The organism is Aquirufa beregesia (assembly GCF_011090385.1).
In the GTDB taxonomy this organism is placed as follows: domain Bacteria; phylum Bacteroidota; class Bacteroidia; order Cytophagales; family Spirosomataceae; genus Aquirufa; species Aquirufa beregesia.
Window position 1 is genome coordinate 35,635 of record NZ_SEWW01000007.1, and the last position, 26,497, is coordinate 62,131.

Annotated in this window: 21 protein-coding genes; 13 read left to right on the plus strand and 8 right to left on the minus strand. The window is 37.2% G+C overall.

The features are described from left to right. Positions 1–37 precede the first annotated feature (37 nt). The 3 genes from EWU23_RS10745 to EWU23_RS10755 all read right to left on the minus strand — a co-directional run bounded on the left by EWU23_RS10745 (position 38) and on the right by EWU23_RS10755 (position 2,353). The gene (locus EWU23_RS10745) at positions 38–1,384 is read right to left on the minus strand and encodes a hypothetical protein (protein WP_166232014.1); all 1,347 of its coding nucleotides are present in this window, start codon (positions 1,382–1,384) and stop codon (positions 38–40) included. A gap of 88 nt (positions 1,385–1,472) precedes the next feature. Next, positions 1,473–1,805 carry a hypothetical protein gene (locus EWU23_RS10750; protein WP_205753163.1) on the minus strand — a complete coding sequence of 111 codons (333 nt, stop codon included), beginning with the start codon at positions 1,803–1,805 and terminating at the stop codon, positions 1,473–1,475. A gap of 110 nt (positions 1,806–1,915) precedes the next feature. Continuing rightward, positions 1,916–2,353 carry an RrF2 family transcriptional regulator gene (locus EWU23_RS10755; RefSeq protein ID WP_166232018.1) on the minus strand — a complete coding sequence of 146 codons (438 nt, stop codon included), beginning with the start codon at positions 2,351–2,353 and terminating at the stop codon, positions 1,916–1,918. Positions 2,354–2,512: 159 nt separating this feature from the next. On the opposite strand from EWU23_RS10755, the gene ric reads away from it, so the two are divergent. Together ric and EWU23_RS10765 are read left to right on the plus strand one after the other, a co-directional pair. After that, positions 2,513–3,472: an iron-sulfur cluster repair di-iron protein gene (ric, locus tag EWU23_RS10760; protein ID WP_166232020.1), complete on the plus strand. Its 960-nt coding sequence runs from the start codon at positions 2,513–2,515 to the stop codon at positions 3,470–3,472. Between the two features lies 1 nt (position 3,473). Then, the gene (locus EWU23_RS10765) at positions 3,474–5,735 is read left to right on the plus strand and encodes a glycyl radical enzyme family protein (protein ID WP_166232022.1); all 2,262 of its coding nucleotides are present in this window, start codon (positions 3,474–3,476) and stop codon (positions 5,733–5,735) included. Between the two features lie 62 nt (positions 5,736–5,797). Here the strand turns inward: EWU23_RS10765 and EWU23_RS10770 are convergent, their stop codons facing one another. Continuing rightward, positions 5,798–6,565 carry a glucose 1-dehydrogenase gene (locus EWU23_RS10770; protein WP_166232024.1) on the minus strand — a complete coding sequence of 256 codons (768 nt, stop codon included), beginning with the start codon at positions 6,563–6,565 and terminating at the stop codon, positions 5,798–5,800. A gap of 229 nt (positions 6,566–6,794) precedes the next feature. Here EWU23_RS10770 and EWU23_RS10775 point away from each other — a divergent pair, with 229 nt between their 5' ends. The 4 genes from EWU23_RS10775 (at position 6,795) to EWU23_RS10790 (ending at position 10,701) form a co-directional block, all read left to right on the plus strand. Beyond that, entirely contained in the window at positions 6,795–7,304 is a 510-nt protein-coding gene (locus tag EWU23_RS10775; protein ID WP_166232026.1) for a hypothetical protein, read from the plus strand. Between the two features lie 109 nt (positions 7,305–7,413). Then, positions 7,414–8,970, plus strand: a complete 1,557-nt coding sequence (locus EWU23_RS10780) for a M20/M25/M40 family metallo-hydrolase (RefSeq protein WP_166232028.1) — start codon at positions 7,414–7,416, stop codon at positions 8,968–8,970. A gap of 25 nt (positions 8,971–8,995) precedes the next feature. Next, the gene (locus EWU23_RS10785; protein WP_205753164.1) at positions 8,996–9,385 is read left to right on the plus strand and encodes a hypothetical protein; all 390 of its coding nucleotides are present in this window, start codon (positions 8,996–8,998) and stop codon (positions 9,383–9,385) included. 26 nt (positions 9,386–9,411) lie between these two features. Further along, positions 9,412–10,701 (plus strand): acetylxylan esterase, encoded by a 1,290-nt coding sequence (locus EWU23_RS10790; RefSeq protein ID WP_166232032.1) that lies wholly within the window; start codon positions 9,412–9,414, stop codon positions 10,699–10,701. A 6-nt stretch (positions 10,702–10,707) separates the two neighbouring features. On the opposite strand, the gene EWU23_RS10795 is transcribed toward EWU23_RS10790, so the two are convergent. Next, positions 10,708–11,199: a PaaI family thioesterase gene (locus EWU23_RS10795; protein ID WP_166232034.1), complete on the minus strand. Its 492-nt coding sequence runs from the start codon at positions 11,197–11,199 to the stop codon at positions 10,708–10,710. A 13-nt stretch (positions 11,200–11,212) separates the two neighbouring features. Next, complete coding sequence (locus EWU23_RS10800; protein ID WP_166232036.1) at positions 11,213–13,231, minus strand: InlB B-repeat-containing protein; 2,019 nt, start codon at positions 13,229–13,231, stop codon at positions 11,213–11,215. A 169-nt stretch (positions 13,232–13,400) separates the two neighbouring features. Here EWU23_RS10800 and EWU23_RS10805 point away from each other — a divergent pair, with 169 nt between their 5' ends. Next, the gene (locus EWU23_RS10805) at positions 13,401–14,252 is read left to right on the plus strand and encodes a ThuA domain-containing protein (protein ID WP_166232038.1); all 852 of its coding nucleotides are present in this window, start codon (positions 13,401–13,403) and stop codon (positions 14,250–14,252) included. An 82-nt stretch (positions 14,253–14,334) separates the two neighbouring features. On the opposite strand, the gene EWU23_RS10810 is transcribed toward EWU23_RS10805, so the two are convergent. Next, positions 14,335–16,959 (minus strand): outer membrane beta-barrel family protein, encoded by a 2,625-nt coding sequence (locus tag EWU23_RS10810; RefSeq protein WP_166232040.1) that lies wholly within the window; start codon positions 16,957–16,959, stop codon positions 14,335–14,337. A 973-nt stretch (positions 16,960–17,932) separates the two neighbouring features. Between EWU23_RS10810 and EWU23_RS10815 the strand changes: the two genes are divergently transcribed. Continuing rightward, on the plus strand, positions 17,933–18,619 hold the full coding sequence (locus EWU23_RS10815; protein WP_166232042.1) for an alpha/beta family hydrolase: 687 nt from the start codon (positions 17,933–17,935) through the stop codon (positions 18,617–18,619). A gap of 205 nt (positions 18,620–18,824) precedes the next feature. On the opposite strand, the gene EWU23_RS10820 is transcribed toward EWU23_RS10815, so the two are convergent. Then, positions 18,825–19,727, minus strand: a complete 903-nt coding sequence (locus EWU23_RS10820; RefSeq protein ID WP_166232044.1) for a CorA family divalent cation transporter — start codon at positions 19,725–19,727, stop codon at positions 18,825–18,827. 61 nt (positions 19,728–19,788) lie between these two features. On the opposite strand from EWU23_RS10820, the gene EWU23_RS10825 reads away from it, so the two are divergent. From EWU23_RS10825 to EWU23_RS10845, 5 genes are all read left to right on the plus strand, one after another. Next, positions 19,789–20,457 carry a hypothetical protein gene (locus EWU23_RS10825; protein ID WP_166232046.1) on the plus strand — a complete coding sequence of 223 codons (669 nt, stop codon included), beginning with the start codon at positions 19,789–19,791 and terminating at the stop codon, positions 20,455–20,457. Positions 20,458–21,005: 548 nt separating this feature from the next. After that, positions 21,006–21,158, plus strand: coding sequence for a hypothetical protein (locus EWU23_RS10830; RefSeq protein WP_166232048.1), 153 nt, complete (start codon positions 21,006–21,008; stop codon positions 21,156–21,158). A 476-nt stretch (positions 21,159–21,634) separates the two neighbouring features. Continuing rightward, entirely contained in the window at positions 21,635–24,793 is a 3,159-nt protein-coding gene (locus EWU23_RS10835) for a PVC-type heme-binding CxxCH protein (protein WP_166232050.1), read from the plus strand. Beyond that, the gene (locus EWU23_RS10840) at positions 24,790–25,668 is read left to right on the plus strand and encodes a ThuA domain-containing protein (RefSeq protein ID WP_166232052.1); all 879 of its coding nucleotides are present in this window, start codon (positions 24,790–24,792) and stop codon (positions 25,666–25,668) included. The genes EWU23_RS10835 and EWU23_RS10840 overlap by 4 nt, the downstream gene beginning before the upstream one ends. Positions 25,669–25,935: 267 nt before the next feature. Then, complete coding sequence (locus EWU23_RS10845; protein WP_166232054.1) at positions 25,936–26,493, plus strand: RNA polymerase sigma factor; 558 nt, start codon at positions 25,936–25,938, stop codon at positions 26,491–26,493. Positions 26,494–26,497: the final 4 nt, after the last annotated feature.

A 26,497-nucleotide genomic window follows, 5' to 3' on the forward strand; every position in this document is an offset into this window, starting at 1 on the left:
AAAAGAGGGTCTTTTTCTTGTAATATGGAGTACACAACTAAATAAATACTTGAAACTGTAAGGTGATGCTATTCAGTCGATTCCCCGAACTTATGTCACCTTGCTTAACTTGGTAGGTCGGTCTGTTTTGAAAATCTAAGCTTAATTTCGATTTATGTCCTTGGATGAAATAATTTAAACCAGCATTGAATGTGGTGGTTGAATTATTTCCTAAACGGTCATATTGGGCAAATGTCGCAGAAATATAAGGCATAAATCGATTTGCCAAATCTGCCCGATGGGAGGGTAATAAATAACCAATTTGAGTATATACCACAGAGCCAGTGCCAAACATGGGATAACTATTTCCATAAACTGGCCCTTGTCCTGAGATGGAATTAGACGAGTTCAGGGTGCTTCCCGTAGCCGGGTTCATGGAGCCATTATAGCGTAAATAATTCGTGCCGTAATTGGTGTTGAAGTATCCTAAATACGCAGATAGTGCAGCATGATTTTGCAAGGGGATATCGACAAAGCTTTCTATAGCTACATGTTTCATGTCTTGATACAAGGTATCGCCTTGGACTGTTTTTTGCCACATAGCATTCGGTTGATAGGCCCCTCCAATGGCGACATTCACAATTTTCTTAGCGCCTAAATAGGTACCCGTCATATAGGGCGTGGTATGATTTTCATGATCAAAAAATTGATAGATTACATAGCCTTGCTGCTGTAGTGAATGCCCTTTTTGAGAAAAATTAGCATAGCTGGAACTGATGGCAGGCGGAGTTTGTCCATTGGATGTGATGGGAAAGGGATCACTTAAAATATATCGATAATCCCAATGACCTAGTTGTCCGCGTGCATAAATACTTAGCTTTCTAGAAAACTGATCGATTTGATCCACAGTAGTTTGTGCAAATACAGGCACGTCCATGGTCATGATAGTCCCAATACTAGGTTGAGAGAAACGAGAAATTCCTGAGATGATGCTCAAGCCGCCACCAATTTTCAATTGATTTCCGTTGGAAACACGGTATTCACCTAAAGCATCATGGAAAAACGGCGCAATTTTACGATTGCCCGTGGCATTGTATTGGGCATTGAAATTATTCTGACCAAATTGAAAATACATGAAAGTGCGGTCCGTAATTTGTCCGTACAATTGCATTCTTGTTCTTCTCAATCCAATGTCAAAGGATTGGTTTTGAAGACTTGCATTGACTATAGTACCTGGGTTATTATCAGTGAATCTAAACCAAGCTTGATTTAAAAAAGTAACTTGAAAATATCGTGATCCTGATTCATTTAGCTTGAGCTTAAGCGCTTCTGTATCAGGGTTTTTTTGTGCAAAGGTGGTAAAGCAGGCAAGCAAGCTCACCCATAAAATGATATTTTTTTTCATGGCGGAATACTGGTTTAGAACGGAGTTATTCCGTTCAAATAGAGAATAAAATGATAATCAAGGTGTTTTTTGAATGATAGAGACGAGTCTATATTCGGTAATTACCATGCTGCTTGAATAAAGCAAGGAAGTGAGATTTGATACTCGCAAATTTGTCTGAAAGGGAAATTCGAATAGGAGTTTCCGAAGCATAATAGGTAGCAGAAACAGCTCGTATAGGTAAGACTGAAGAAACTTGGTCTTGCTTTTCGTGCAAGTCTTCTGATATTTCTTCTTCCTCAATGGCATTGAGGTATTGTGTTTTGTTGCTTAAGCTTTGACTAAATTTGCATTTTATAGGGTTTGTGTGTGCGTGTGCCCAAGCACTTTTACCCACGAAAGTTAAGACTATCGAGGAAAAAATAATCAGAAAAATTTTCATTTTCTTATTTGACATGGCCCAAAATTGCATTTGGAATTTGAATAAATCAACTAATCGGTCTTTTTTTTGATTTATTAAGAACTTGAATCAATATGATTTTTTAGAGAGGATTATTCATTTCGAATGAAAAAACTTCCTGAATTCATTTCCTGTGCCATCTCTTCAATGGTTTGATGGTCAAATAATGAAACAAAGTCCTCTCGAATGGGTTTGTATTGATCATGCATCGGGCAAGGATTTTTTTCCGAACAGCGATTTAAGCCTAGTACACATTTATCAAATAATTCCCCTTCTCCCATCACTTCCACGATCGATTTGACCGATTTTTGCTTAGCTGCATCCGTGATATAAAATCCACCATTGGGTCCCCTGACAGAACTGATGACTTGATTATGTAAGGTTAATTTTTGTAAGATTTTAGCCGTAAAAAACTGTGGCGAATGTATCGCATCGGCAATTTCAGCTAAGCCTAGCTTCTGTTGTTCCGAACTTTTTTGAGCAATGAAAATTACTGCTCGTAAAGCATACTCCGTCGCTTTTGAAAACATTTTTCCCTCTTTGAAGGCCCAATTTAGTAAATATTATCCAGCAAAATGGGTCTTGTAAGCAGCATTTACCGGAAACAAAATAAATAAACAATAATAAAGGATAATATTGTCCTTTATTATATATTTGCTCTCACAATTCACCAGTAAACAAATCAGCATATGCCTACAATAAAAGAATATACCCTAGTGGTTCCAGACTTAGAGCCTAGGGTAAAGCATTCCACCATTTTTGCGCACTTTGACCAAATGGGTGAGGGAGAGTCATTTTTGATTCAAAATGATCATGATCCCAAACCTTTGTATTATCAATTATTAGCGGAAAGAGGAAACCAATTTAGCTTTGATTATATCGAGAATGGTCCCCATAACTGGTTGATTCGAATCCAGAAAAATGCTCAATCTACGTATAAGCTTACTTTGGGTGAATTAGTCAATCAAGACTTCCGACTAGCCTCTTTTTTTTCCAAGCTAGGGTTAGATTTTTGCTGTGGTGGCAAAAAGACGTTGAAACAAGCCTGTGCTGAAAAGCCATTGGACTATTTGGATGTACTTTTTCAATTAGAAGCATTTAAAGGAAGTACGCAACCTTCAAAAGTCCCTTACCAAGATTGGTCATTGGATTTTTTAGTAGATTATATTGTCAATACCCATCATAGTTACGTAAGAAATTACTTGCCTGATATTCAGCTTTTTGCAGCAAAGGTGATGCGAGTACATGGGGATAATCATCCTGAATTAATTCAAGTACATCAGCTAGTAGAAGAGATTGCGGATGAATTGAATCCGCATATGATGAAAGAAGAGCAAGTGCTTTTCCCATTTATTAAAGCGTTGGCATTAGCCCAGAAGACACAGGAAAAGTTAGCTCCTATTCATTTTGGAACTGTCCGAAATCCTATTCATATGATGGAAATGGAACATGAGCAAGTGGGTCAAAATTTTGAAAGCATTCGTCAACTAACTCAAAATTATCGATTACCGGAAGATGCCTGTGGAACCTATACTGTTCTATTTCAAATGCTTCAAGCTTTTGAAGAGGATTTGCACATGCATATTCATTTGGAAAATAATGTCCTTTTCCCTCAATCATTGGAATTAGAAAAACGTTTAAGTGAATGATATGCAACAAGGCAAGAAGTTTCTGAGTGATTTGAAATTGTATTCAGATTACTACAAATGGTTAGAGCCTCAAGGGCGCTATGAGCGCTGGGAAGAGGCCTGTGAAAGTATCATGGATGGTCACCGACTGAAATATGGTGCATATTTAGATGAGTTAGAACCCTATTTGGAGTCAGCTTTGGAAAGCATGCAAAATCAAACGGTTTTAGCTTCCCAGCGAAATTTACAGTTTCGATACGAACAAATTCAGCAACACAATACCCGTATGTACAATTGTACTTCTGGGTACATTGCCAGAAATCGTATATTTCAAGAGATCTTCTATTTAGGATTATCAGGTTGTGGATTTGGCGGAGGCTTGTTAATTCCTTTTGTGGATAATTTGAGTCGGATTCAAAAGCGCATCAAAGGCACAAAAACCTTTGTGATAGAGGACAATATTGAAGGCTGGGCAGATGCTTTAGGAGCTTTGATGTCATCTTATTTTGTTGATAAACAGCCTTTTCCTGAGTTGGCTGGTTTTGAATTGAAATTTGATTATTCTCAAATTCGAGCGAAAGGTGCTTATATCAAGGGAGGTTTTAAAGCCCCTGGGTCGGATGGGTTGAAGCAATCATTGGAAAAAATTGAGGACTTATTAGAAAAATGGATCGGTGCAGAAGGAGAAAAAATTCGCCCTATTTTAGCTTTTGATATCATCTGTCATGCTTCAGATGCAGTACTTTCAGGCGGTGTCCGTCGGTCTGCATTAAACATGATCGTAGATCCCAATGACCAAGAAATGATTCATGCTAAAACGGGAAATTGGCGACAAGAAAATCCACAAAGAGGAAGGAGTAATAATTCCGTTATTTTGTTGAGAAATCAGGTTCAACGAGAGCAATTTGATTATTTAGTATCTCTCAATGATGGAGCTAATGACATTGGATTTGTATTTGCCAATAGCTGGTTTGACATGTTTAATCCTTGTTTTGAAATAGTAAAAATCCCCATTCTTTTGCAGACAGATTTTTCTCAAATTGCTTATGAAGATGTAGGTCGTTTTATGTCTCAACATCAAGATAAACTGGGGATTCAGGGATGTAATTTATGTGAAATCAATGCGGAAAAATGCGATACGGAGGAGGCATTTTATCGGGCATGTATGGATGCCGCTATCCTAGGAACTTTGCAAGCGGGGTATACTTCTTTTCCTTACTTGGGACCAATTTCAGAACAAATTTTTCAACGAGAGGCTTTATTGGGAGTGAGTATTACAGGTTGGATGAATAATACCTTTTTGTTCAATGCGTCTATGTTACAGCGAGGGGCTCAGGTAGTGAAAGATACCAATCGGGTGGTCGCTGATATCATAGGAATAAATCCTGCAGCCAGAACTACCTGTGTGAAACCTTCAGGAAATGCATCAGTGGTTTTGGGTACAGCGAGCGGAATTCATCCAGAGCATGCTGAAAAGTACTTTAGAATCATGCAGTTGAATAAGGAAAGTACTACCGCCAATTGGCTAGTGGAAAATATGCCATTTCTTCTTGAAGAAAGTGTTTGGTCGAATACCAAAAGTGATTTTGTGGTTTTTGTGCCTATTTTGAATCCTATTGGGGGGCTTTTTAAGAAAGACATGAAGGGGGTTAAGCATTTGGAAATGATCCAGTTGGTTCAGGAAAACTGGGTAAATGCAGGAACTAATAGGGAATTATGTGCCTATCCACATATTAATCACAATACGAGCTGTACCGTGATCATGGACAATAAGGAGGAAATTATTGCTTATATCTGGCAGCATCGAGATGCATTTACGGCAGTTAGTTTTATTTCAGATTATGGAGATAAGGATTTTAATCAAGCACCTTTTACTTCAGTGATGGAATTAGAGGAATTAGTTCAGCAATATGGTAAAGGTGCCATCTTTGCTTCTGGATTGATCGTAGACGGATTGCACTATTTTGAAAATAATTTATGGCATGCTTGTGACCTTTTATTAGATCCCACTATGGCCTTGACAGGTACTCGAGAACAAGTTTTATTGCGAAAATATTGGTTGAATCGGGCCAATAAATTTGCGAAAAACTATTTTCATGGAGATTTGAAGCAAATGATTTATTGCATCAAAGATGTTCACTTATTTCATAAGTGGGAGACTGTGACTCGGGAATTTAAAGAGGTGAATTTTGGAGACATTTTAGATCAACCTCACTATAAAGATATTGGAGAAATGGCTGCTATGGCTTGTAGTGGAGGTTCATGTGAGATTACACAGTTATAGAATATGGGAGATTAAAAAAGGGGACTCAGAATAGAATCCCCCTTTTTTTAATTGAGGCGGAATTAATAAGCACTCCAACCTCCGTCTACTGTTAGAATTTCGGCATTAACAAAGCTAGAATCATCACTAGCTAAAAACAAAGCCGCTTGAGCAATCTCAGATGCTTCACCCATTCTTGGATTTAGAGCCATGCCTGTCATAATTCGATCATTGACTAGTGGTGTGATTTTGGTCATATCAATGGTCTCACTGATGCTGGTATTGACGGCACCGGGGGCAATACCATTGCAACGAATCCCAGATTTGCTATACAAATAGCCGGTACTTTTGGTTAGTCCTACCAAGGCATGTTTACTGGAAGTATATACCGCACCAGCGACTCCTCCTTTTAAGCCTCCAATGGAACAAATGTTGATGATGTTCCCTTTTCCCTTGGCTAAGAATAGGTTAACGGCACTTCTCATAGCTTTAAAAGGCCCTTCGAAATTAATTTTCATAACCTTTTCCAACATGCTATTTTCCACTTCACCTACCGGTTGGAAATGGTCCATGACGCCTGCATTATTAACTAATATGTCCAAGGTTCCGTAGTTGCTTACCGCTGAGTTGATGAGATTGTCAATATCAGATTCAATACTCATATTCGCAACCACAGTTGTGATTTCTCCTCCCGTAGCTTTTACTTCTTTAGACAATTCGTCTAGTCGATTTGGATTAATATCTCCAGCGATGACTTTAGCTCCTTGCTGGGCAAAAAGAATGGCAATGGCTTTTCCCATCCCTGCGCCAGCTCCAGTAATAATGGCAACTTTATTTTCTAGCTTTTTCATGTGAATTGATTTTTAGAAAATTACGTAATTAATGATGAAAATATGGCCAAATATGGCAGGTATTGGTGTAAAAAAGGATGATTTTGATTAGGTTTTTCCCCAACGCTGTCAAGGTTTCAAACCTTGACAGCGTTACAACGATCGGCGATTAAAAGATGTTGTCCAATAATTTGATAATGAATAATTTGATACATTCGTATTATCAAATCTACCTCAACACCTCTTCATTATGGACACAGAAAAAAGTTTATTTTCAGAGACTCAAAAGTTTAACCAATGGTGGCTTTGGGTCGTTTTAATAGGTTTTTGTGCCTATTTTTTGTTAGGTGCATACAAGCAGCTATTTCAGGGAATAGCTTTTGGTGATAATCCCATGAGTAATCAAGGTTTGATGATAACTAGCGTCTTATTTACCGGCATCGTTTTATTATTCATAAATTTGAAATTAGAAACACACATTAAATCGAAAGGGATTTATGTGCGCTTCTTTCCTTTTCACTTTCAATTTAAATTTTATTCTTTTGACACGCTTGAAAAATCCTATGTCAGAAAATATTCTCCTTTGTGGGAATATGGAGGATGGGGACTTCGATATGGAATGTTTGGAAAAGGGAAAGCATTTAATGTCTCGGGTAATCAAGGTTTACAATTGGAATTCAAGGATGGAAGTAAACTCCTGATTGGTACGCAAAAGCCAACAGAAATAGCCAACGTTCTTACTCTTTTAGGAAAGAGCTAATTCCAGATGCCTATTTCAATGGCCATTATCCTGATTTGTTTCAAAGGTCTAACAGGCATGCCTTACATCTAATTTTGGCTTGAGTGAATTTCTTTTGTATTATTAGGCTATGAAAACTTCTATCAACAACGTAACTTCTCGTTTAAGCCAGCTAGTACTTGGTTTAAGCCTTATGGCCTCTCCTTTGCTGGCCCAACAAAATCAATCATCGACCGTAAATGCTATCGTGAAAGAGGCAAAGGAGAATTCTCAACTCAAGCGCATGGCGCATGAACTCATCGATGGTATTGGTCCTCGCTTAGTGGGCTCAACCAAAATGCTTCAAGCTAGCGATTGGGCTATTGAACAATACAAGCAATGGGGAATTGACGCGCGAAGAGAAAACTATGGAACGTGGCGTGGATGGGACCGAGGGATCTCGTCCATTGATATGGTTTCTCCTTGGATCAAATCCTTAGAGGGAACTCAATTGGCTTTTAGTCCAGCTACCAAAAAACCGAAAACAGGGGAAACCATCATTTTGGCAGATGTAGCAGATTCATTGACTTTTAAAGCTTGGTTACCCCAAGTGAAGGGCAAATTTGTCTTGATTTCTATGCCTCAAATGACCGGAAGACCCGATTATAATTGGCAAGAATTTGCGCAAAAAGAGTCTTTTGATGCCATGAAGAAAGAGCGTGATGCTCAAACAGATGCCTGGAGAAAGCGGATCTCAAAAACAGGTCTAACCAATGCCAAATTAGCTTTAGCTTTGGAAGAAGCAGGGGCTTTGGGCATCGTTTCCAGTACCTGGTCAAATGGTTTTGGCGTGAATAAAATATTTGCTGCATTTACTAGAAAAATACCTACTGTCAATGTCGCTTTAGAAGATTATGGCCTTTTATACCGATTAACCGAGTCTGGCAATCAACCCAAAATTACGGTGAATACTCAATCCAAAGAATTGGGAACCGTTCCTACATTCAATACACATGCCGAAATTAAGGGGACAGAAAAGCCCAACGAATATGTCATGCTTTCTGCCCACTTAGATTCATGGGATGGAGCTACTGGGGCTACCGATAATGGTACCGGAACATTGGTGATGTTGGAGGCTATGCGAATTCTGAAAAAGGTTTATCCCAATCCTAAAAGAACCATTTTAGTGGGCCATTGGGGAAGTGAGGAACAAGGCTTAAATGGATCTAGGGCCTTTGTGGAAGACCATCCAGAAGTTGTGGTAAATTTACAAGCCTTATTCAATCAAGATAATGGAACTGGTCGAGTGGTGAATCTAGGGGGGTCTGGTTTTGCTAAAGCTAAGGATTATCTAAGTAAATGGTTGGCGGCTGTGCCGGATACCATCAAAAATCAAATTAAAACAAATTTTCCAGGTACTCCAGGTGGGGGAGGTTCCGACTTCGCTTCTTTTGTAGCTGTAGGTGCTCCAGGTTTTAATTTAAGCTCTTTGAGCTGGTCGTATGGAGCTTATACCTGGCATACGAACCGAGATACGTATGATAAAATTGTTTTTGATGATGTCAAAAGCAATGTCATGTTAACGGCTATTATGGTCTATATGGCTTGCGAAGAACCAGATAAAATTTCAACAGAGAAAGCTGAATTGCCTGCTGGCCCAAAGTGGCCAAATCAGGTGAAATCAAAACGGAGTGGTGGTACAAATTAATGTGTTAATCCTTAAATTTAAAATGATGAAACATCTGAAATTTCTGTTTTTAGGCTGTTTAATGCTATTGATGAATGGTGTAGCCTTGGCGAATAGTAAAACCGATTGGAAAGAAAAAGACCAATTTCATACAGTAATGAGTCAAACTTTTCATCCTGCAGAAGAAGGTAATTTGAAGCCCATCCGAGAAAGGAGTGAAGAGATGTTATCAAAAGCGTTAGCTTGGCAAAAATCACCTATTCCTACTGCGTTCAAAAAACAAAAAGATATTCAAGTACAATTGGATAAATTAGTGAAAGGGACCCAATCCATTCGAAATAAAATCCAGCAAGGCGCTAAAGATGAGGAGATTAAAGCAGACTTAACTGCCTTGCATGATATTTTTCACGAAATTGTGGGACTTTGTAAAGAATAAAGAGTGATCCAACAAAATCTATTGAAATGAAAAAAATACAGTTTCTCATTTGTTTACTTTTTTCTGTCCACTTGGCTTTTGCCCAACCCACAGAAAAACAAATCAAAGTTCAAGTATCAGCAGATCATCCTGATTGGCTGTATAAACCGGGAGAAAAAGTGAATTTCTCCGTGTTGGTTTCTAAAAATGGCAGCCCCATTCCTCAAGTCAAAATTCGCTACGAAATTGGACCAGAAAAGCAGGAACCTTGGAAAAAGGATATTCAGGTTTTAGCCAATGGTTCCATGCAATTAGACGGAGGTACTTTATCTGCTGCTGGTTTTCTTCGTTGTATTGTTATTGCGGAAGTGGATGGAAAAGAATATAGGAATTTAGCCACTGTTGGTTTTTCTCCCAACTTAGTACAAGCCACAGTAGCTAATCCTAGTGATTTTGATGCTTTTTGGGATAAAGCCAAACAAGATTTAGCTAAAATTCCTTTAGATGCCAAAATGACTTTGATGCCAGAAAGATGTACCGAGAAGACCAATGTATATCATGTGAATATCCAGAATTTCAGATTAGGGGCTCGCTTGTATGGTATTCTGTGTGTTCCTAAAAAAACGGGGAAATATCCTGCATTATTGCATGTCCCTGGAGCGGGAGTGAGACCCTATGCAGGCGACATAGCCAATGCTGAAAAAGGGATGATCACCCTTCAAATTGGTATTCATGGAATTCCTGTCAATTTGGATCCATCCGTCTATGCCGATTTAGGAGCGGGTATTTTGAATGGATACCCAACCTACAACATGGATGATAAAGATCGTTTTTTCTATAAGCGTGTCTATGTGGGATGTGTTCGGGCCAACGACTTTTTAACTTCTTTGCCCCAATTTGACGGTCAGAATTTAGCTGTTACTGGCGGTAGTCAGGGGGGAGCTTTATCCATAGTCACAGCCGCTTTAGACAATCGGGTAAAATATGTAGGCGCATATTACCCCGCTCTTTCGGATGTAACAGGTTACTTGTTTAATCGTGCAGGTGGATGGCCACATTATTTTGATAAGAACAGTCGGGCGGTCAACGAAACCAAAGCCAAATTAGAAACGATAGCCTATTATGATGTGGTCAATTTTGCCCGTCGATTGAAAGTTCCAGGCTTTTATTCTTGGGGTTTTAATGATGAAACATGTCCGCCTACTTCCATGTATGCAGCATATAATGTCATTTCAGCTCCCAAAGAATTGTATTTGGCCTTGGATACAGGGCATTGGAACTATCCAGAACAGGTAGAAAAAATGACGAATTGGTTAACCAATAATTTGATTAAATAAATCTCACTAGGATTTGCTTTTCACTTTAAATGACCAAGTCAACAAAAATTCAGCCACGATCATGCCTTCTTCGTTTCTAGCAGTAGACTTGCAAACCAATTTAGTTCCTTCACCACGTTGAATAGCTGTTTGAATGGTATGTTGAATGGCTTCGCCATCTTCACAAGTAAATAAAATGATGCCAGAGGCTTTCTTAATAAAGGAAGCCTCCATTTTTTCTATCAACATACTGATGGCAGGTATTCTTTCATAAACCTGGGAAAAGGCCAACATGCCACAACTCATTTCAGCAGCCATAGCCTCCACGGCAAAATACATGGAATTGAAAGGGTTTTGGTTAAACCATGATTTCTTTACTCGTACTACGCAAGTTTTTTCATCAAAATGCTGAATATTCAATCCAGCCCAAAAAGCAGCAGATAAGCGTTGAAGGATAAAAAACTTGAATAAAATGGGATTTCGAATGATGCGTTGAAACTTGTGAAATGATGGATTCATACAGCTTAAGATCTTATTTTATTCGGGTTGAAAGAGTTTTTTTCAAAGGTATTTCATTTTCTGTACAAACTTCAGAAGCGGTAGATTGAATCCTATTTTGAAATGGGGGATGAGCGCCTTTGGACTTCCCAACCAGGATCTCATATAGGCCTTTGCGCTGCTTAATGGCCTCATCCCAATGGTAAAATAGATCCCACCAATTGCTTAGTTTTTGATTGTTATAGGTCAAACTATGATTCAAACCTGGAATAGACTGCCACCAAAAAATCAACCATTTAACTTGTGCATCTTGACTGTAATCCGTCGTTTGATTGCGGCCGTAATTTTTATTTACTAAGGAATATGGGTAGACGATGTTTTTCCATAAATCACGATTCACCTTGGTAGTAGCTCCTCCAGATGCTTGCCAATCTAAAATATCACTGCTGACTAAATTAGTATTATCATAATCATAATCAACCGAAGTATTGGGAGGGAAATGTGTCATCCCTACCCGATTTAAGGGTAAACCGCTGGAGGGCTTGATTCCCACAAAGAAGTTCTTAAATAAGGCATTTCCTAGAGAGGGCTTATGCACTAAATTCTCAATATAATTCATTTGAGCCTCTATCTGATGTCCCCGATTATGCAAATTGGTATCAGCCCCACGGTGGCCAGAGTTGCCATAGACCACATACGTATTGTTGTAAATGGGTAAATCATTCGGGAAATAATAGGAATTGGATACATCACCTGTGCTAGGGCTCGACATGTTAGACTCCGGAAAATTGTAATAGGTATTGGGGTCATTATATGGAGAATTGACGACTGAAGGAAATTTATCTTTAACAAAAGCATTGAACCAAATCTCTTTTACTTGGTATTGGTTGACCAAGGTGTCCATCCCTAGTTTTTGAAATAGTTTATGATAATCAAATGTTTTTAGACCCGTGATATATTGGGTAAATTCTACTTCATAGACATTGAAAAACTTGATGACCTGAAACCCAGCATAGGGTTTTGCCTCCTGAGTAGAATTAAATTGTCTAAAGCGAGAGCCTTCTTCTATGCCAAATTTGGTAATCTTCAATTCCCCTGTAAACCTATTTTTGGCCTCTTGTAAAGTCGAATTTTTTAATTCCCAGTAATCATCTGGCGCCAAATTCATATCTAGATTAATGCCATCCAACGTAGGTAAAAAACTAATGACCACAACGGGTACAACAATGCTACTAGAACTCACAGGAGTCTTTAAAAATACATCGTAATCTGTTACATCTTCTACAGGACTAATGGTGATGGGATAGGTCTGGCTTAGGTTCTCTAGTTCTATTTTTAACTGAATTTGCCCGCTTTTTATAGCTAGTAGGTTTTGATTCGTCAGCTTTGCCAAAGGACTATTGCTCAGGATGGAGCTTGAGAATCCTTGCTCTAGCACTTTCTTAGTACCTGATTTATAGCTTACTTCAAGCTTGATACTGTAGTTTTGAGACACAAATAAATGGGCGGGTTGATTGACTAATTTCAATGTAACAGGATAGTCCGCGACAAAAGTGGCTTTGACTTGAACCGCTTTATCTACTCGAATGGAACTGGGATTCGATTCACTAGTTAAATCGCCTGTCCAACCTTTAAACACCCATCCTTCTACTGGACTAGCTTTCAATTGTACCACAGTGCCCGAGGAATAGGGCGTGGAAGATTGCGTGCTGATGATGGTTTCTTGTACAGTTCCTTGCCCTTCTATTTCCACGCTTAAAGGGTAAGTCCTCTTTTCAAAATTAGCACGAATGGTTTTGTCTGAATTCATATTCAGGCTATATGGATTCGAGGAGCCTGAAATACTTCCGCTCCAATCTTTGAAGAGGTATTCAGGGGCAGGGCTAGCTAAAAGAGAAATAAGAGAACCTTGTTCAAATGATCCTGTGGATGGTGTAACGCTTCCACCCATACTGGGAACAGCCACTACGGATAATCGATGCTCTATGGTTTCTTTCGAGCAGGAACAAAGAAGTAAACTGAAAATGAAGAAAATGGCATGTTTTTTGAACATGGATGAAAATGCTGTAATAGCTTTGTTAATGAAAGGTCTTATAAATATCCATTCATTTATTGAAAGTTTACTAGATTCTGACAATTATCATTAAATTACCTGTCTAGCTGGATTCATCTCAAGGTGAGGCCAATACGGTATTTAATTTTTTATATTAACATAATATCACATGAAACGAGTTTTAAAAATCATTGCTTGGACTGTTTTTGGCTTGGTAATTAGCCTTTTTGCCTTAGGGGCATTGTTTATGTACAAAGTACAAAATGGTTTCCCCGTATCTTATGAGACAGAAAAACCTAATTTGTCATTAGCAGAAAATCAACCAGCTATTCTGTTGTTTTCTAAGACTACGGGCTTTCGGCATGGTGAATCCATAGATGCATCTAAGCCCATTATTCAGGCTATGGCCAAGAAAAATGGCTGGGCTGTGTATGAGACAGAAGAAGGTGGGGTTTTTAATGAAGAGCAATTAGCTCATTTTAAGCTGGTGATATTTAATAATTCTACGGGAAGAGTATTGAATGATGAACAACAAGTGGCCCTAGAAAAGTATGTGGAAAATGGAGGCTCATTGATGGGGATTCATGGGGCTGGGGATAACTCGCATCATTGGGATTGGTACGTAGCCAACTTGCTAGGTACTACTTTTTCCCATCATCCTTTAAATCCTCAATTTCAAAAAGCTCAAGTTCAGTTAGAATCAAGTGTTGATTCTAGTTTCAAAGCCAAGCTTCTTGCTACCTGGGTCGGAAATGATGAATGGTATGTCTTTTTTGATCAACCCAAGGACGCTCAAGTGGTATACTACATAGATGGAGAAAAGATTTTACCTAGTGGAAATATGCTTTGGATGAAGGATAAGAATTTTGGAATGGGAAAATATCATCCCGTGGCTTGGCATAAAATGGCTGGTAAGGGGAAAACGTTTTATACCTCTATGGGGCATTCTAAAGATGTTTGGGCTAATCCAGCTTATGTGAATCTGATAGAGCAAGCTATAGTGTGGTCAATTGGTGATTAAATTTACCAAACGTTCTATTAAGCAAAACGGGTCAATCAAAGATTGACCCGTTTATGTATAATATCATTAACCTACAAAAATCTTATTGACCCATTTGCATACCATCTTGGTTCTGATTGTTGTTTTTCTTCATGCTGTTCATGTTAAATTGTCCAAAACGAATAGACAATGTAAGACGAATCATTTGAGGGTTAGACAATCGATAGTATTTCTGAGAGAATCCTTCTCCGTATGAGTATCTTGTATTTCCTCTTGTTCTGAAAATGTCATTAGTTGCTAAAGTCAAGGATGCTAAATCGTTTTTCAAGAATGTTTTCTTGATGGCTAAATCCACTCCGTAGAATGGCTCGATGTACCCTTGAGATGAACTTTGTGCTTGTCCCATGGGTCCACCACCGCCACCTTGTCCTTGGTTTTGTGTAATTGGCATATTGGTTTTCCCTTGGTAATCCATTGAAAGTTGGATGGACCATTTTTTAGGCAATAGGAAGGTATTGTTAATTTTACCAAATACAGTCCAAAGACCATCTGTTATCTGTGCTTTATCAATGTTGGCTGTATTGATTTTAGAATTATACATGTTCACATTGGCTGTTAAATCCCACCAGTTTTGAAGTTTATTGGTATAGGTTCCTTCAATACCATAATTGATACTTGAATTGGCGTTCACAAATGTGTTAATCAAATCTAATTTGCCACTGATAGGGTTGATTTCTTGACTTAAATAACGAGTAATCAAGTTATCCGTATACTTATAATATCCTGACAATAAGAAGGTGGCTGATCCTTTTGTTTTACTATAAGAAAGCTCACCTGAGGTAGTAAATTCGGGTACTAAGTTGGCATTACCTCTACTGATATTCAAACTGTCGCTGTAGTCTACAAATGGAATAATCTGGAAGAAATTCGGGCGACTCACACGGCGGGTGATGCTTAATTGCAATTGATCCGTTGGTGTTAAATCTTTCTTTAAGAAGATGGATGGGAATAAGCTTAATGGATAGCTGTTGCTGAAAGTCTGGTTCGTGTTCAACAATTTACCATCGTAACTTGAGCTCTCTGCTCTCAATCCAATTTTATAAGAAATTTTGTTAGCTGTTTTTCCTGATACGGATACATAGGCAGCATACACATTGTTTTTGTTCTCGTAATTGGTAGAAGCAGATGGGATGGACTTGTACACATCAGAACCTACCGCTTTCAAGGTATTGTTATTTTCATTGACCAATTCAAAAAGCTGAGCTCTCACACCCATTTCAATATTGCCCTCGTTTTTCAAAGGCTTCACATAATCCGTTTGGAAAGTCATGAAATTATTACGTCCTGAACCAATGTTTTTCTGAATTTGTGTACCAGTAATGTTACCGTTATTCAGATAGTTAGTCGTATATGTTGCATCGTTTTTGTTAGTACCTCCAAAATAGTTGAAGTCCATGCTTAACTCTTCTCCTGCTTTCGGGTAAGTGTGTTTGAATCCTAATTGTAAACCACTTGGGTTAAATTCTCTTGATGATTCAGATAAACGATTGCTGAATGTGGTGAAATTATTTACTGTACTGGTGATTTTAATATCTTCTGTAGGAGAGAACTTACCCCCACCACCAAAGAATCCGGCTAATGACAAGGTTGTTCTATTTGTTACGGCATAATCAACACTGAATCGTGGGAAAAACATCGATCCTTTGTTTTTACTATTGATATCTTGGTATACGCTTGATTCCACCCCACCAATATTACTGCTTCTTTGACTGTTTCCTTCGGTATTGTTTCTCATGTTCATTTTCATGCCCATTAAGGTTAAGCTCCATTTGTTTTGTTGATAACTGAAGTTACCCATGATACTAGATCCACCAAAACGGTCAGCACTTAAGTTCAACATACCGTTGTAACCATTCTTTTTGTTTTTCTTTAAGATGATATTAATGATACCAGCCATACTTCCTGAAGCATCATATTTAGCCGAAGGGTTAGTGATAACTTCCACTTTTTCAATGATATCTGCAGGGATTTGATCCATGCTTAAGCTAGTAGGTCTGCCATCAATAAACAAGGTAGGATTTGCATTTCTTACTTTCACATTACCATCGATATCCACTTGAACGGATGGAATATTTCTCATCACATCTACGGCAGTTCCGCCAGATGTGACTAAGTTTTGACCCACATTGAAGGATTTTTTATCAATGTCCATTTCCAATAAAGCTTTTGTAGAAGTAACAACTACCGCTTCTAATTCTTTGGAATCAGATAATAACTTGATATTTCCTAAGTCTTTCTCAAAAGCGGCCATCATCTTAGCCATCACAGCTGGATCTGGGGCTTGTCCAGGCTTGGGAGCAGAACTTGGATCCATTTTAGGCATTTCAAATTGAACGGGCGCTTCGTAATTTTTATAACCGACAAAGCTGATTTTCAATTTAAGACGAACGTTCACAGGGATTTCTTTGAAGTTGAAATCTCCATTTAGTTCAGCTTGTTGAGCCTTGACTAAAATGTCTTTGCTTTGTTTTGTGGCAGGATCTACAACCGTCTTAAGTAATACAACAGAAGCAAATTCTACGGGTTTGCCTTGCTCATCGACTACCTTACCGAATATGTGACCACGATTAAAATTGGCTGCATTGTTTCCTCCTGCACCAGCGGGTCCTTGTGCGAAACTGAAAAAAGAGATCAGGGCAATGATGGATGTTAAAATGGAATTTTTCATTGGTTGATTGTTAAATGTTTTGTCTACTTAGAGGGAATATTTCTTGTCAATAATCTGGGTAGAGCGAAATTAATTTTTCTAATTTTTTATTTTAGGGTTTAATCGGTGGTTCTTTTCTTTATAAATGTATCGCAAAGGTACATCGGGCTTCCATGTTTGAAATTTTATTCTTCGCAGCTGGGAAATGTATAGATGAAAGATGAAATTGTTGAGAAAAGAAAATACATAAGAGAGCGGTAAATTGGATTTGTACTAATTTGATTTGTTAAATTCAATGCAAGATTTAGTCTTTCTTTTTATCGTTTTAATCTTTCTCCTTTGGTCATGAAATGAACGCAACTTCATGTTTATGCGCCTTTGGGATAACAAAGGTAGGGATGAAAAATTGAACAATTTACTTATGGCCTAAAATTGTGTCCAGTGGTTGAAATGGATTGTAGGGATTTGAATTTCTTATTTGGAATTTTTAAAAATGCCCTAATTTGAATTATTTGGATATTCTTGCCTCAATGATTGCCCAGCATTAAATAAAACATACGGCTAAGCTAGCAGGAGATGTTTCATCGTTTTATGAATAAATAATAGGATATTATCTATGGGGGATCAATTAGATATTCGTAGCTTAAAAGTAAACTTTCGTCGCATTTTAACGAAAGATTAACAAGTCTTAACAAATTTTTTTTGTTAAATCAAAAAATAGGTCAACTTCAAAAAGTTATAAATTTAATGTGCTAATAAGTTTACTTGGAGAACTACCTTCTTTTAGAGAAATCATGTTTGAAAATACAAGATGTAGACCTAAGATGATGCTATTAATTGGGCTCCATTGTTCGCTTATTGTGGAAATATAATCACCCTTACTTTATCCCCTAAATACCTTTGAAATTTTACTTAAAGTAGAGGATGAATTTCAAGGGATGACATTAATACTGAATTTTATTTACGAAATTTAAGTGACAGGATTCACATTGGAATGAGTACAAAGGGCAAGAAAAAATATTTATTGGTTTTGGGTAGGGAAGCGCTGGACCGAGATAGTAATTTGTATCAAGAAGTCTTAGGCAATTTGCAATTAAGTGGATTTGAAATTGTGTTTGATCCTATGGACCGCATCCGATTTGCCTTTATGCGTAAAGTCGGACCAGGCAAGTTTTTAGGAAAGCATTTACTTCTACCTTTGTTACGGGCAGTTTATGTCGTGTTGGTTCAGAGACAGCTGGTCGACTTCCTATTATTTATCATGAAGCGAATTTCGAGTTTAGAATTTCGTACAAGGGTGGTATCTACATACATTCAGCGTTTGTCCGATCAAACCTCACATCTAGTTGTTTTGGCCAGGTCTGCGGGGTCCATTGTCATTAGCAGCATCGCCAATCAGGTGGCAGTTGACTATATTATTTGTTTGGGATATCCATTTAAACATCCTGAGGAGGGCGAAGCAGCATTTCGTACAGCTCATTTGGCGAGGCTAGATAAACCAATGATGATTTTTCAGGGAGAGAGAGACCCCTATGGAGGAAAGGATATGGTCAATCAGTATAATTTTTCTCCACAGATTCAATTATCCTTTGTGGATGTGGATCACGATTTTAACTTGAATGAGCAGGATTTGTTGCGAGTTAAAACCGAGATAGAACGTGTCTTAATGAAATGGGAATAGTCAAAGTAATGATTAAGTGGCTAATTCATATATTCAGTAGCGTTCAAATATTGCATCGGTTCGGTATTTTGCCATGTTAGTAAAATGAATATGATACACATCACATGCTCAATGGTATATTTGATAAGCGTGTAAATATATTTTCAGGATATCATTTCTACTTTGTAATCCGAATGTACACAGGGATAAGATAATAAGGTATTAATTAGAGCCACTTTTTTCTTCGAAACCAGACAAAAATTAGTGCACTAATCAGGCACATGATGAGCAACAAGCTTGGATAGGCCCAAGATATTCGTAATTCGGGCATATAGTCAAAATTCATTCCGTAGATTCCTACCAAAAAAGTTAAAGGCATAAAAAAGACGGAAAATATGGTCAAGACTTTAATGACTTCATTGGTTTTTTGGGCTGAAATAGATAGATAGAAACTAACAAGGTTGGAAACATCTTCGTGTATTTGGTCATAAATATGAAGTAGTTTCTGATGTAAATCGCGGGCATCTTGTATTATATCGCCTTGGTTTTCAGGTAATTTTACGGAGCTAATTGCTTCTTGACTAAATAATAATAGTTTTTTGCTAATGAGCGCTTTACGTTTTATTTGGTATAGTTCGGATAGCATTTTAGGGCTAAGATTTTGAGAAAATACTTTACTTTCAAAATCATCCATTTCATTCGAAAGACTTACTGCCAGGGCTTCGTAGGAGTGTAATATATGCCAAAGCATTTTAGCCACGATGGATTCAACTTGTTCAAAAGTTCCTTTATCAAAATATTTTTCTCGAATGATATCAATAAAAGAATGGGGTAAACGGTGAACACTGATTAATAATCCAGGCCGATAGAAAAATGCTATTTTGGTGGACATGGACTGAATAGAAGCAGGTTGGTTTGATAAAAGGCTGGTTTGTACCCGAGTAATGATAAAATGTGTCCCATACATATCTTCATGTTTGGGTAAATGGTCAGGTTGAAGGCAATCAGAAAGAGCATATTTGTTCAATGAAAAACGATTACTAAGCTCTTCTAGCTCTAATTTGCTTGGGTTAGTTACATCTATCCAAAGCATTTGATTGCTTTTATTTTCAAAGTATTGCGTTGGCATAAATATATTTAATTTTGTATTTATATCTATTTGATAACTTACATATCAAAACTAATCAAATATGCGGATTCTCGTTTATTTCAGCCTCATTATACTTTTGGGAAGTTGTAGCATCATTAAAAATACCCCTAAATATGATTTGGTTGATGGTGTTTATCAACTGAATCATACTAACGTTTTAGTTGAGGTTACCGAAGATACTTTGCATCTGATTTCGGAGAGTAAGAATGCAACAAATGTAGAAAAAACGCTTCCACCGGTTTTGTCTCAAAGTACGGGTAATTTGATTTTACGAAAGGGAACGTTTGATTTAGATTTATTGGCTATACCCGTCAAAATACATGGATCGGTGAATGGTATTCCCACCCAGATGAATACAGAAATAAATGCATCTGTTTATTTTGGCAAACGTAGTGATCGATTCTACATTCGATACAATAAAACCCCTAGGAGTTTATTCAAAAGGGAAATTGATCATTTCGGGCTTTCTTATGGGGCCTTTGTGGGTTTTGGAAGTACGGCGATTCATCATGGAGTAAGTCAATCACAGATTTCATACGATTACCAAGGAATTGTTTTTTCCAAAGGCTTAGCAGGCATTATTGCCATCAATAATTTTACCTTAGGAATAGCCTATGGATTTGATCAGTTGATGGATGAAAATGCCTCGAAATGGATCTATCAACAAAAGCCTTATTGGGGAATTGCGATTGGTTTGAATTTGAATTAAGAAGTTTATTTTTTTAACTCAAATTGGATTAAGAATGGCCTTTGTACCTATTTAATTATCTAAAGAATAAAGTTTCATTTTGAAACTTTAAAGTAGAATAAGTTGTGCCCTATTCTTTGAAAAATTCAGCATTTAATCTACTTTAATTTACCAATTCTTAGTTTAAATTTAGTTTATTGAAATTTAAACTAAGAATGAAAGATCATTCGGAAGCAAAAGCTAAAGATTTTCAAACTCTTAAGACATGGTGCGGCCCAAGCTTGACTCAATGGGAGGTGGAAGAATCCATAGCATTAAATCCCCTTAAGTTTTTAGTTGAACTTTCTCCAATAAACTCTTAAACCTAGCTCCCTTGAATGGTTAATACGCACTAGATTTCGATCGATTAATAAAAATTGAATATAATTGGCAAAGCCTGAAAATTAGATTGCTCGGTTGAGTGCAAAATAAATATGACAAGGAGGATTTGGTCAAGAATTCCCCTTCTTGAAAATATTGATATTCTGATTTTATTTTTAAGCTTTTCTTTAGCCTTAAATTTTAATCAAATGGAAGATACTGAATCATTGAAAGATAACTCACAACAACCAAATCGTAAAAAGTGGGAAAGTCCCCAATTAGAATCTTGGAATACGGAAGAATTGCTAGCTTTGAATCCTCTACATTTTTTACTTAATAAGGATCAAACATTTGGCTCTTAGTATAATTTAAGTGTCTTCACAAAGACACCTAATTAAAATATTTTTAATTATAGAATGCATTCTCAAGAATAAACTGCCTGAATAATATATTCCTTGGGATCACAAAATCTTGTAATTTGTCGCCCCTGAACATCCTTCTGGGCATGCCTTTCTATACTTTTAAAAATACCACTATCATGTTTAATTTAATACTATCTGCGATTTAGGGACATTTAGATACCCACCTGTGTCACTAATTCTTCAATTGACCGGTTATCTAGTCCACAGGATGGTCTAAAATTTTCTGATACCAACAATATTTTCACTCCTCAAATTCATACTCCTGCTTTGATTAAACCAGGTTTGAAGTATGAAATTTTGCTTTTAGTACATTTATTTACTCAAATAATACAAAAAAGTTAGGGATTTTAAACTTTGAACGAACCTATGTTTATTATTAAATGATTTTCGTATGTCAAAATTAAAATATATTCAAAATGTCTAAAAAGATACAGTTGGGCTTATTGATAGTCCTAGTCTCTGTTTTTTCGCTGAGCTTTTTTCAGTCTCAATCTCCACGATTTATACCCATTAGTTTAAATGCTCATATATCTCTAGTTGGTGGTAATCTAGGTTCTAGAATGATTAATTATGATCATTTTGAAACAGAATTACATTTACGATATCCGGACAATAATATACGTGTTCGAAATTTATGTGATGGAGGAGATACACCTGGTTTTCGCCCCCATTCTGCGCGCAATCAGCCATGGGCTTTTCCTGGTGCAGGAAAATTTCAAGATGAGTTTGCCAATGCATCGGGAAGTGAAGGTCACTTAGAAACTCATGATCAATGGTTAACTCGTTTAAAAACAGATGCTGTCATTGGTTTTTTTGGTTACAGTGAATCCTATGAAGGGAAAGCAAAAGTAGCAAACTATAAGGCGGAATTGACTGCTTTTATTCAACATACTTTGGCTCAAAAATACAATGGGATTTCCGCTCCCAAACTGGCCATAGTCTCACCAATTGCTTATGAAGATTTAACTACATTATATGATCTTCCTAATGGTAAGGAGCAAAATGCGAATCTTCTTCTATATACACAAGCTATGAAAGAGGTGTGTGAGAAACAGGGAGTATTGTTCATTGATGCCTTTTCGGCCTCTCAAAAATGGTATGCACAAAGTAAAGAACCATTAACTATTGATGGCTTTCAATTAAATGAATTAGGGTATCAAAAATTTGCTTTGTTCCTTAGCAATCAGGTGTTTGGTCAAAAAAGCACAAAAATTGAATCAAAACGTAAGGCAATCTATGAGGCTGTTGCGGAAAAAAATTGGATGTGGCATACTGATTATAAAATACCCAATGGCGTACATGTATATGGTCGGAGATACAATCCCTTTGGCTCTGATAACTATCCTGCTGAAATTGAAAAAATTCGCCAAATGACTGAAAACAGAGAGAAAGCAATACAAGCGGTTTTGCATGGAAATACTTTTGACTTAGCTTTTGCAGATTCACAAACTAGGAAATTAGACCCTGTAAAGACGAATTTTAATCCAGATAAAAATGGAAGTTTGACTTATTTATATGGACAAGAAGCTTTGAATGCAATTAAGGTTGCACCTGGTTATAAGATTGAACAATTTGCTTCTGAAGCGGAATTTCCCAATTTGGCTAAACCAGTTCAAATGACATTTGATAACAAAGGCCGTTTATGGGTGGTTTGTATGCCATCTTACCCTCATTATAAACCAGGAGATCCCAAGCCGAATGATAAGATTATTATTTTGGAAGATACCAATAATGATGGAAAAGCAGATAAAGAAACGGTTTTTGCAGATGGGCTACATGTCCCCGTTGGTATGGAAATTGCTCATGATGGGGTTTATATTTCCCAAGGAACGAATTTAGTTTTCTTGAGAGATACGAATGGTGATGACCATGCTGATACCAAAGAAGTGATTTTAAGCGGTTTTGATGACCATGATACACACCATGAGATTTCTGCTTTTGTCACGGATGAATCAGGTGCTATTTATATGGGTGAAGGAGTTTTTTTACATAGCAATGTGGAAACACCTTATGGGACAGTTCGTGCCACAAACGGTGGATTCATGCGCTATAATCCAGCTAGGAAGCACTTGGAGCGAGTAGCTCAATTATCTATTCCCAATCCATGGGGAATAGCTTTTGATAAATGGGGTCAAAATTTCTTCGCGGAAACGTCAGGTCCCGATGTGCGTTGGATGATGCCAGGGACTACAAAAAATAGATATGGCCAAACAGGGCATAAATCCTTTACATTGATCGAAGAAAAACATTTGGTTCGTCCCACTTCTGGATTGGAATTTGTGTATAGCAGACATTTTCCAGAGGAGGTACAAGGAGATTTTTTAATCAATAATACCATCGGATTCTTGGGAATGAAGCAACATATTTTAACCGATGAGGGAACAGGATATAAATCAAAACACCGCCAAGATTTAATCGTTGGCGAAGATCGAAATTTCCGACCTGTGGACATGGAATTTGCACCAGATGGTTCATTATATGTAATTGATTGGCATAATATCTTAATTGGGCACATGCAGCATAATGCTAGAGATCCGCTGAGAGATCATTCACATGGAAGGGTTTACCGTATTACTTATCCTTCCCGTCCATTGGTAAAACCAGCCAACGTATTTGGTGCTTCAATTGATGAATTGTTAGAAAATTTGAAATTACCTGAATACCGTACCAGATATCGTGTTCGAAGAGAATTGAGAGGTAGGAAAGCTTCAGAGGTTTTGCCCAAAATCACTACTTGGGTAGCCAATTTAGATAAGTCGGATCCGAATTATGAACACCATGTCTTGGAAGCATTGTGGGTAAGTTGGGGACTTAATATAGTGGATCAAACACTATTGAATCAGTTATTGAATTCGAAAGATTATCATGTAAGAACAGCAGCTGTTCGGGTATTAAGATATACTGGGCATCAAGTTGAAAATCAAGCAGATTTGCTTGCCAAAGCTGTGGAAGATAATCATGGAAGAGTACGTATGGAAGCCTTTGTTGCGGCATCTTGGTTGACCAAAGAAAAGGCATTACCCATCTTAGCCCTTGCCAAAAAACACCCTTTGGATGATTGGATGAAAGATCCATATGAGATTGCAGTAGCCCATGCTTCTGGTCAAAACGCTGCCAAGAAAAAAGAAGCCAAGGTAGAATCGGATTTATTAGGAAATGATTTAGTGATGTTCAAAGAAGGACAAAAGTTATTTGCCAAAGATGGATATTGTAATACATGTCATCAGACTAATGGAAAAGGATTGGTTTCTTCAGGTTTTCCTCCATTGTCAGGTTCTATTTGGGTGACGGGAAATGAAGATCGTTTGATAAAATTGGTGTTGAAAGGATTAATGGGACCGATAGAAGTGGCAGGAGTTAAGTATCCAGGACAAGTTCCTATGACACCTTATGGAGGTTTGATGAATGACAAAGAAATTGCAGCAGTATTGACGTATGTACGTAATGCCTTTGGCAATAAAGCATCGGTCATTCGTCCAGAAAAAGTAAAAGCCGTTAGAACTACTATTGCTACTAAGAAAGATTTTTATAATGTATCGGAATTAGTAGAACTACACCCTCTTGAAAGTAAATGAAATATTTTAGTCGAATACTGTTGAGTTTTTGTCTGGTTTTTATTCATGTTCAAATGGGTTTTTCGCAGAAAAAATCCTCTAAAAAACCATTGATTGTTTTTGTATGCGGAGATCATGAATATAGTGGAGAAGAAACATTGCCACTCTTGGCAAAAACGTTGGAGTCTCAATATGGATTTAGAACGAAAATTCTAACGTCTTTTCCTGATCAAAATGCCGAAAAAGATATTCCAGGCTTAGAAATATTGAAAGAGGCTGATTTGGCAGTTTTCTTTTTACGTTGGAGAGTATTGCCAGCAGATCAAGTTGCTCACATACAAGCATATTTGAATTCGGGTAAACCTATTATGGGCTTTAGAACAAGTACTCATTCATTTAATTATCCCCAAGGAGATCCTCTAGAATCTTATAATGGCTTTGCAGAAAGAGCCTTTGGAGCTCCTCCAGGCTGGGGTGGTGTAGCTAAGCATTCGCATTATGGACACAATGCTAGTACCGATGCACGAATTATTTCAGAAAAAGCGAATCATCCCATTTTGACAGGAGTGGATCCTACTTTTCATGTCCGTTCTTGGCTATATCGAGTATTGCCAGATTATCCTAAAAAAGGAACTGAATGGTTGATGATGGGTAAGGCAGTTAATCCTGAAAGGCCTGCAGTGGACCAACCCATTGCGTGGACTTGGGAAAATGAATACCACGCAAAAGTGTTTTTTACTACTATGGGACATCCAGAGGATTTTTCAGTGGAAGGCTTCCAACGCTTAATTGTCAATGCGATTCATTGGGAATTAGGATTAAAAGTTCCCGAGAAATGGCTAGGCAAATTAGATATCAATATACCTTACCGGGGAATGGTGAAATCTAAAAATTAGATAATAAAGCATATACCTTCTGTTTTGAAAGTATATACCATACCGTTCAGTTGATCATTGCTTGAAATATTCTTAAAAAATGGAGGCTTTGATATGGCCAAGATTTTTTAACCAATTAAAAAACAGGTTAAAAAATCAAATAAAGGATAAAAAAGGTCAGCTAGAAAAAATTTAAATATTAAAATATTTTTTATAAATATTTAGGGGTTTGTTCTGACAGTAGAACCTATGTATTTAAAGTGTAGAAAAATTATAAATCTATTATATATGGATTATTCTCAAAAACCAGATAATGAATTGTGCCAATTATTACATGAAGATGATTCAAAGGCTTTTGAAATAATTTATAAACGTTATTTTAAATATTTATACAGATATGTCAATTACTCTTTAGGGGTTAAGGAAGACTCAGAAGAAATAATACATGATTTGTTTTTGAGCCTCTGGCAAAATCGAAAAAAGAACTTAATAGGTGATTTAAAAGTATATCTCTACGTATCTACGAGAAATCTTATCAACAAAAATTTAAGGATGAAGTTGAATTTCTCCAAATACAGAGAATTTGAATTATTTCATAAAGTATTAATAAGTAATGAATCCGAGGAAATTTCAAATTCCAATGATTTCAATACAAGGTTGAATTTAATTCTAGATTCAATGTCTGGAAAAACGGCCCAAGTATTTAGAATGAGTAAAATCGAAGAAATTTCCGTAAAGAAAATTTCTGACCAATTAAAAATATCAGAGAAGGCAGTTGAATATCACATTACGAAATCACAAAAGATTTTGAGAGAAAGGTTTAAAGATTTTTATTCAGAAAACTAAAAGA

What these genes read in the sequence shown, in the direction of transcription:
- EWU23_RS10785 (WP_205753164.1), top strand. Translation starts at nt 8,996, where the DNA reads ATGAAACATCTGAAATTTCTGTTTTTAGGCTGTTTAATGCTATTGATG.
- EWU23_RS10790 (WP_166232032.1), top strand. Translation starts at nt 9,412, where the DNA reads ATGAAAAAAATACAGTTTCTCATTTGTTTACTTTTTTCTGTCCACTTG.
- EWU23_RS10825 (WP_166232046.1), top strand. Translation starts at nt 19,789, where the DNA reads ATGCGGATTCTCGTTTATTTCAGCCTCATTATACTTTTGGGAAGTTGT.
- EWU23_RS10780 (WP_166232028.1), top strand. Translation starts at nt 7,414, where the DNA reads ATGAAAACTTCTATCAACAACGTAACTTCTCGTTTAAGCCAGCTAGTA.
- EWU23_RS10765 (WP_166232022.1), top strand. Translation starts at nt 3,474, where the DNA reads ATGCAACAAGGCAAGAAGTTTCTGAGTGATTTGAAATTGTATTCAGAT.
- EWU23_RS10775 (WP_166232026.1), top strand. Translation starts at nt 6,795, where the DNA reads ATGGACACAGAAAAAAGTTTATTTTCAGAGACTCAAAAGTTTAACCAA.
- EWU23_RS10755 (WP_166232018.1), bottom strand. Translation starts at nt 2,353, where the DNA reads ATGTTTTCAAAAGCGACGGAGTATGCTTTACGAGCAGTAATTTTCATT.
- ric (WP_166232020.1), top strand. Translation starts at nt 2,513, where the DNA reads ATGCCTACAATAAAAGAATATACCCTAGTGGTTCCAGACTTAGAGCCT.
- EWU23_RS10840 (WP_166232052.1), top strand. Translation starts at nt 24,790, where the DNA reads ATGAAATATTTTAGTCGAATACTGTTGAGTTTTTGTCTGGTTTTTATT.
- EWU23_RS10810 (WP_166232040.1), bottom strand. Translation starts at nt 16,959, where the DNA reads ATGAAAAATTCCATTTTAACATCCATCATTGCCCTGATCTCTTTTTTC.
- EWU23_RS10795 (WP_166232034.1), bottom strand. Translation starts at nt 11,199, where the DNA reads ATGAATCCATCATTTCACAAGTTTCAACGCATCATTCGAAATCCCATT.
- EWU23_RS10820 (WP_166232044.1), bottom strand. Translation starts at nt 19,727, where the DNA reads ATGCCAACGCAATACTTTGAAAATAAAAGCAATCAAATGCTTTGGATA.
- EWU23_RS10805 (WP_166232038.1), top strand. Translation starts at nt 13,401, where the DNA reads ATGAAACGAGTTTTAAAAATCATTGCTTGGACTGTTTTTGGCTTGGTA.
- EWU23_RS10745 (WP_166232014.1), bottom strand. Translation starts at nt 1,384, where the DNA reads ATGAAAAAAAATATCATTTTATGGGTGAGCTTGCTTGCCTGCTTTACC.
- EWU23_RS10835 (WP_166232050.1), top strand. Translation starts at nt 21,635, where the DNA reads ATGTCTAAAAAGATACAGTTGGGCTTATTGATAGTCCTAGTCTCTGTT.
- EWU23_RS10830 (WP_166232048.1), top strand. Translation starts at nt 21,006, where the DNA reads ATGGAAGATACTGAATCATTGAAAGATAACTCACAACAACCAAATCGT.
- EWU23_RS10815 (WP_166232042.1), top strand. Translation starts at nt 17,933, where the DNA reads ATGAGTACAAAGGGCAAGAAAAAATATTTATTGGTTTTGGGTAGGGAA.
- EWU23_RS10800 (WP_166232036.1), bottom strand. Translation starts at nt 13,231, where the DNA reads ATGTTCAAAAAACATGCCATTTTCTTCATTTTCAGTTTACTTCTTTGT.
- EWU23_RS10770 (WP_166232024.1), bottom strand. Translation starts at nt 6,565, where the DNA reads ATGAAAAAGCTAGAAAATAAAGTTGCCATTATTACTGGAGCTGGCGCA.
- EWU23_RS10845 (WP_166232054.1), top strand. Translation starts at nt 25,936, where the DNA reads ATGGATTATTCTCAAAAACCAGATAATGAATTGTGCCAATTATTACAT.
- EWU23_RS10750 (WP_205753163.1), bottom strand. Translation starts at nt 1,805, where the DNA reads ATGAAAATTTTTCTGATTATTTTTTCCTCGATAGTCTTAACTTTCGTG.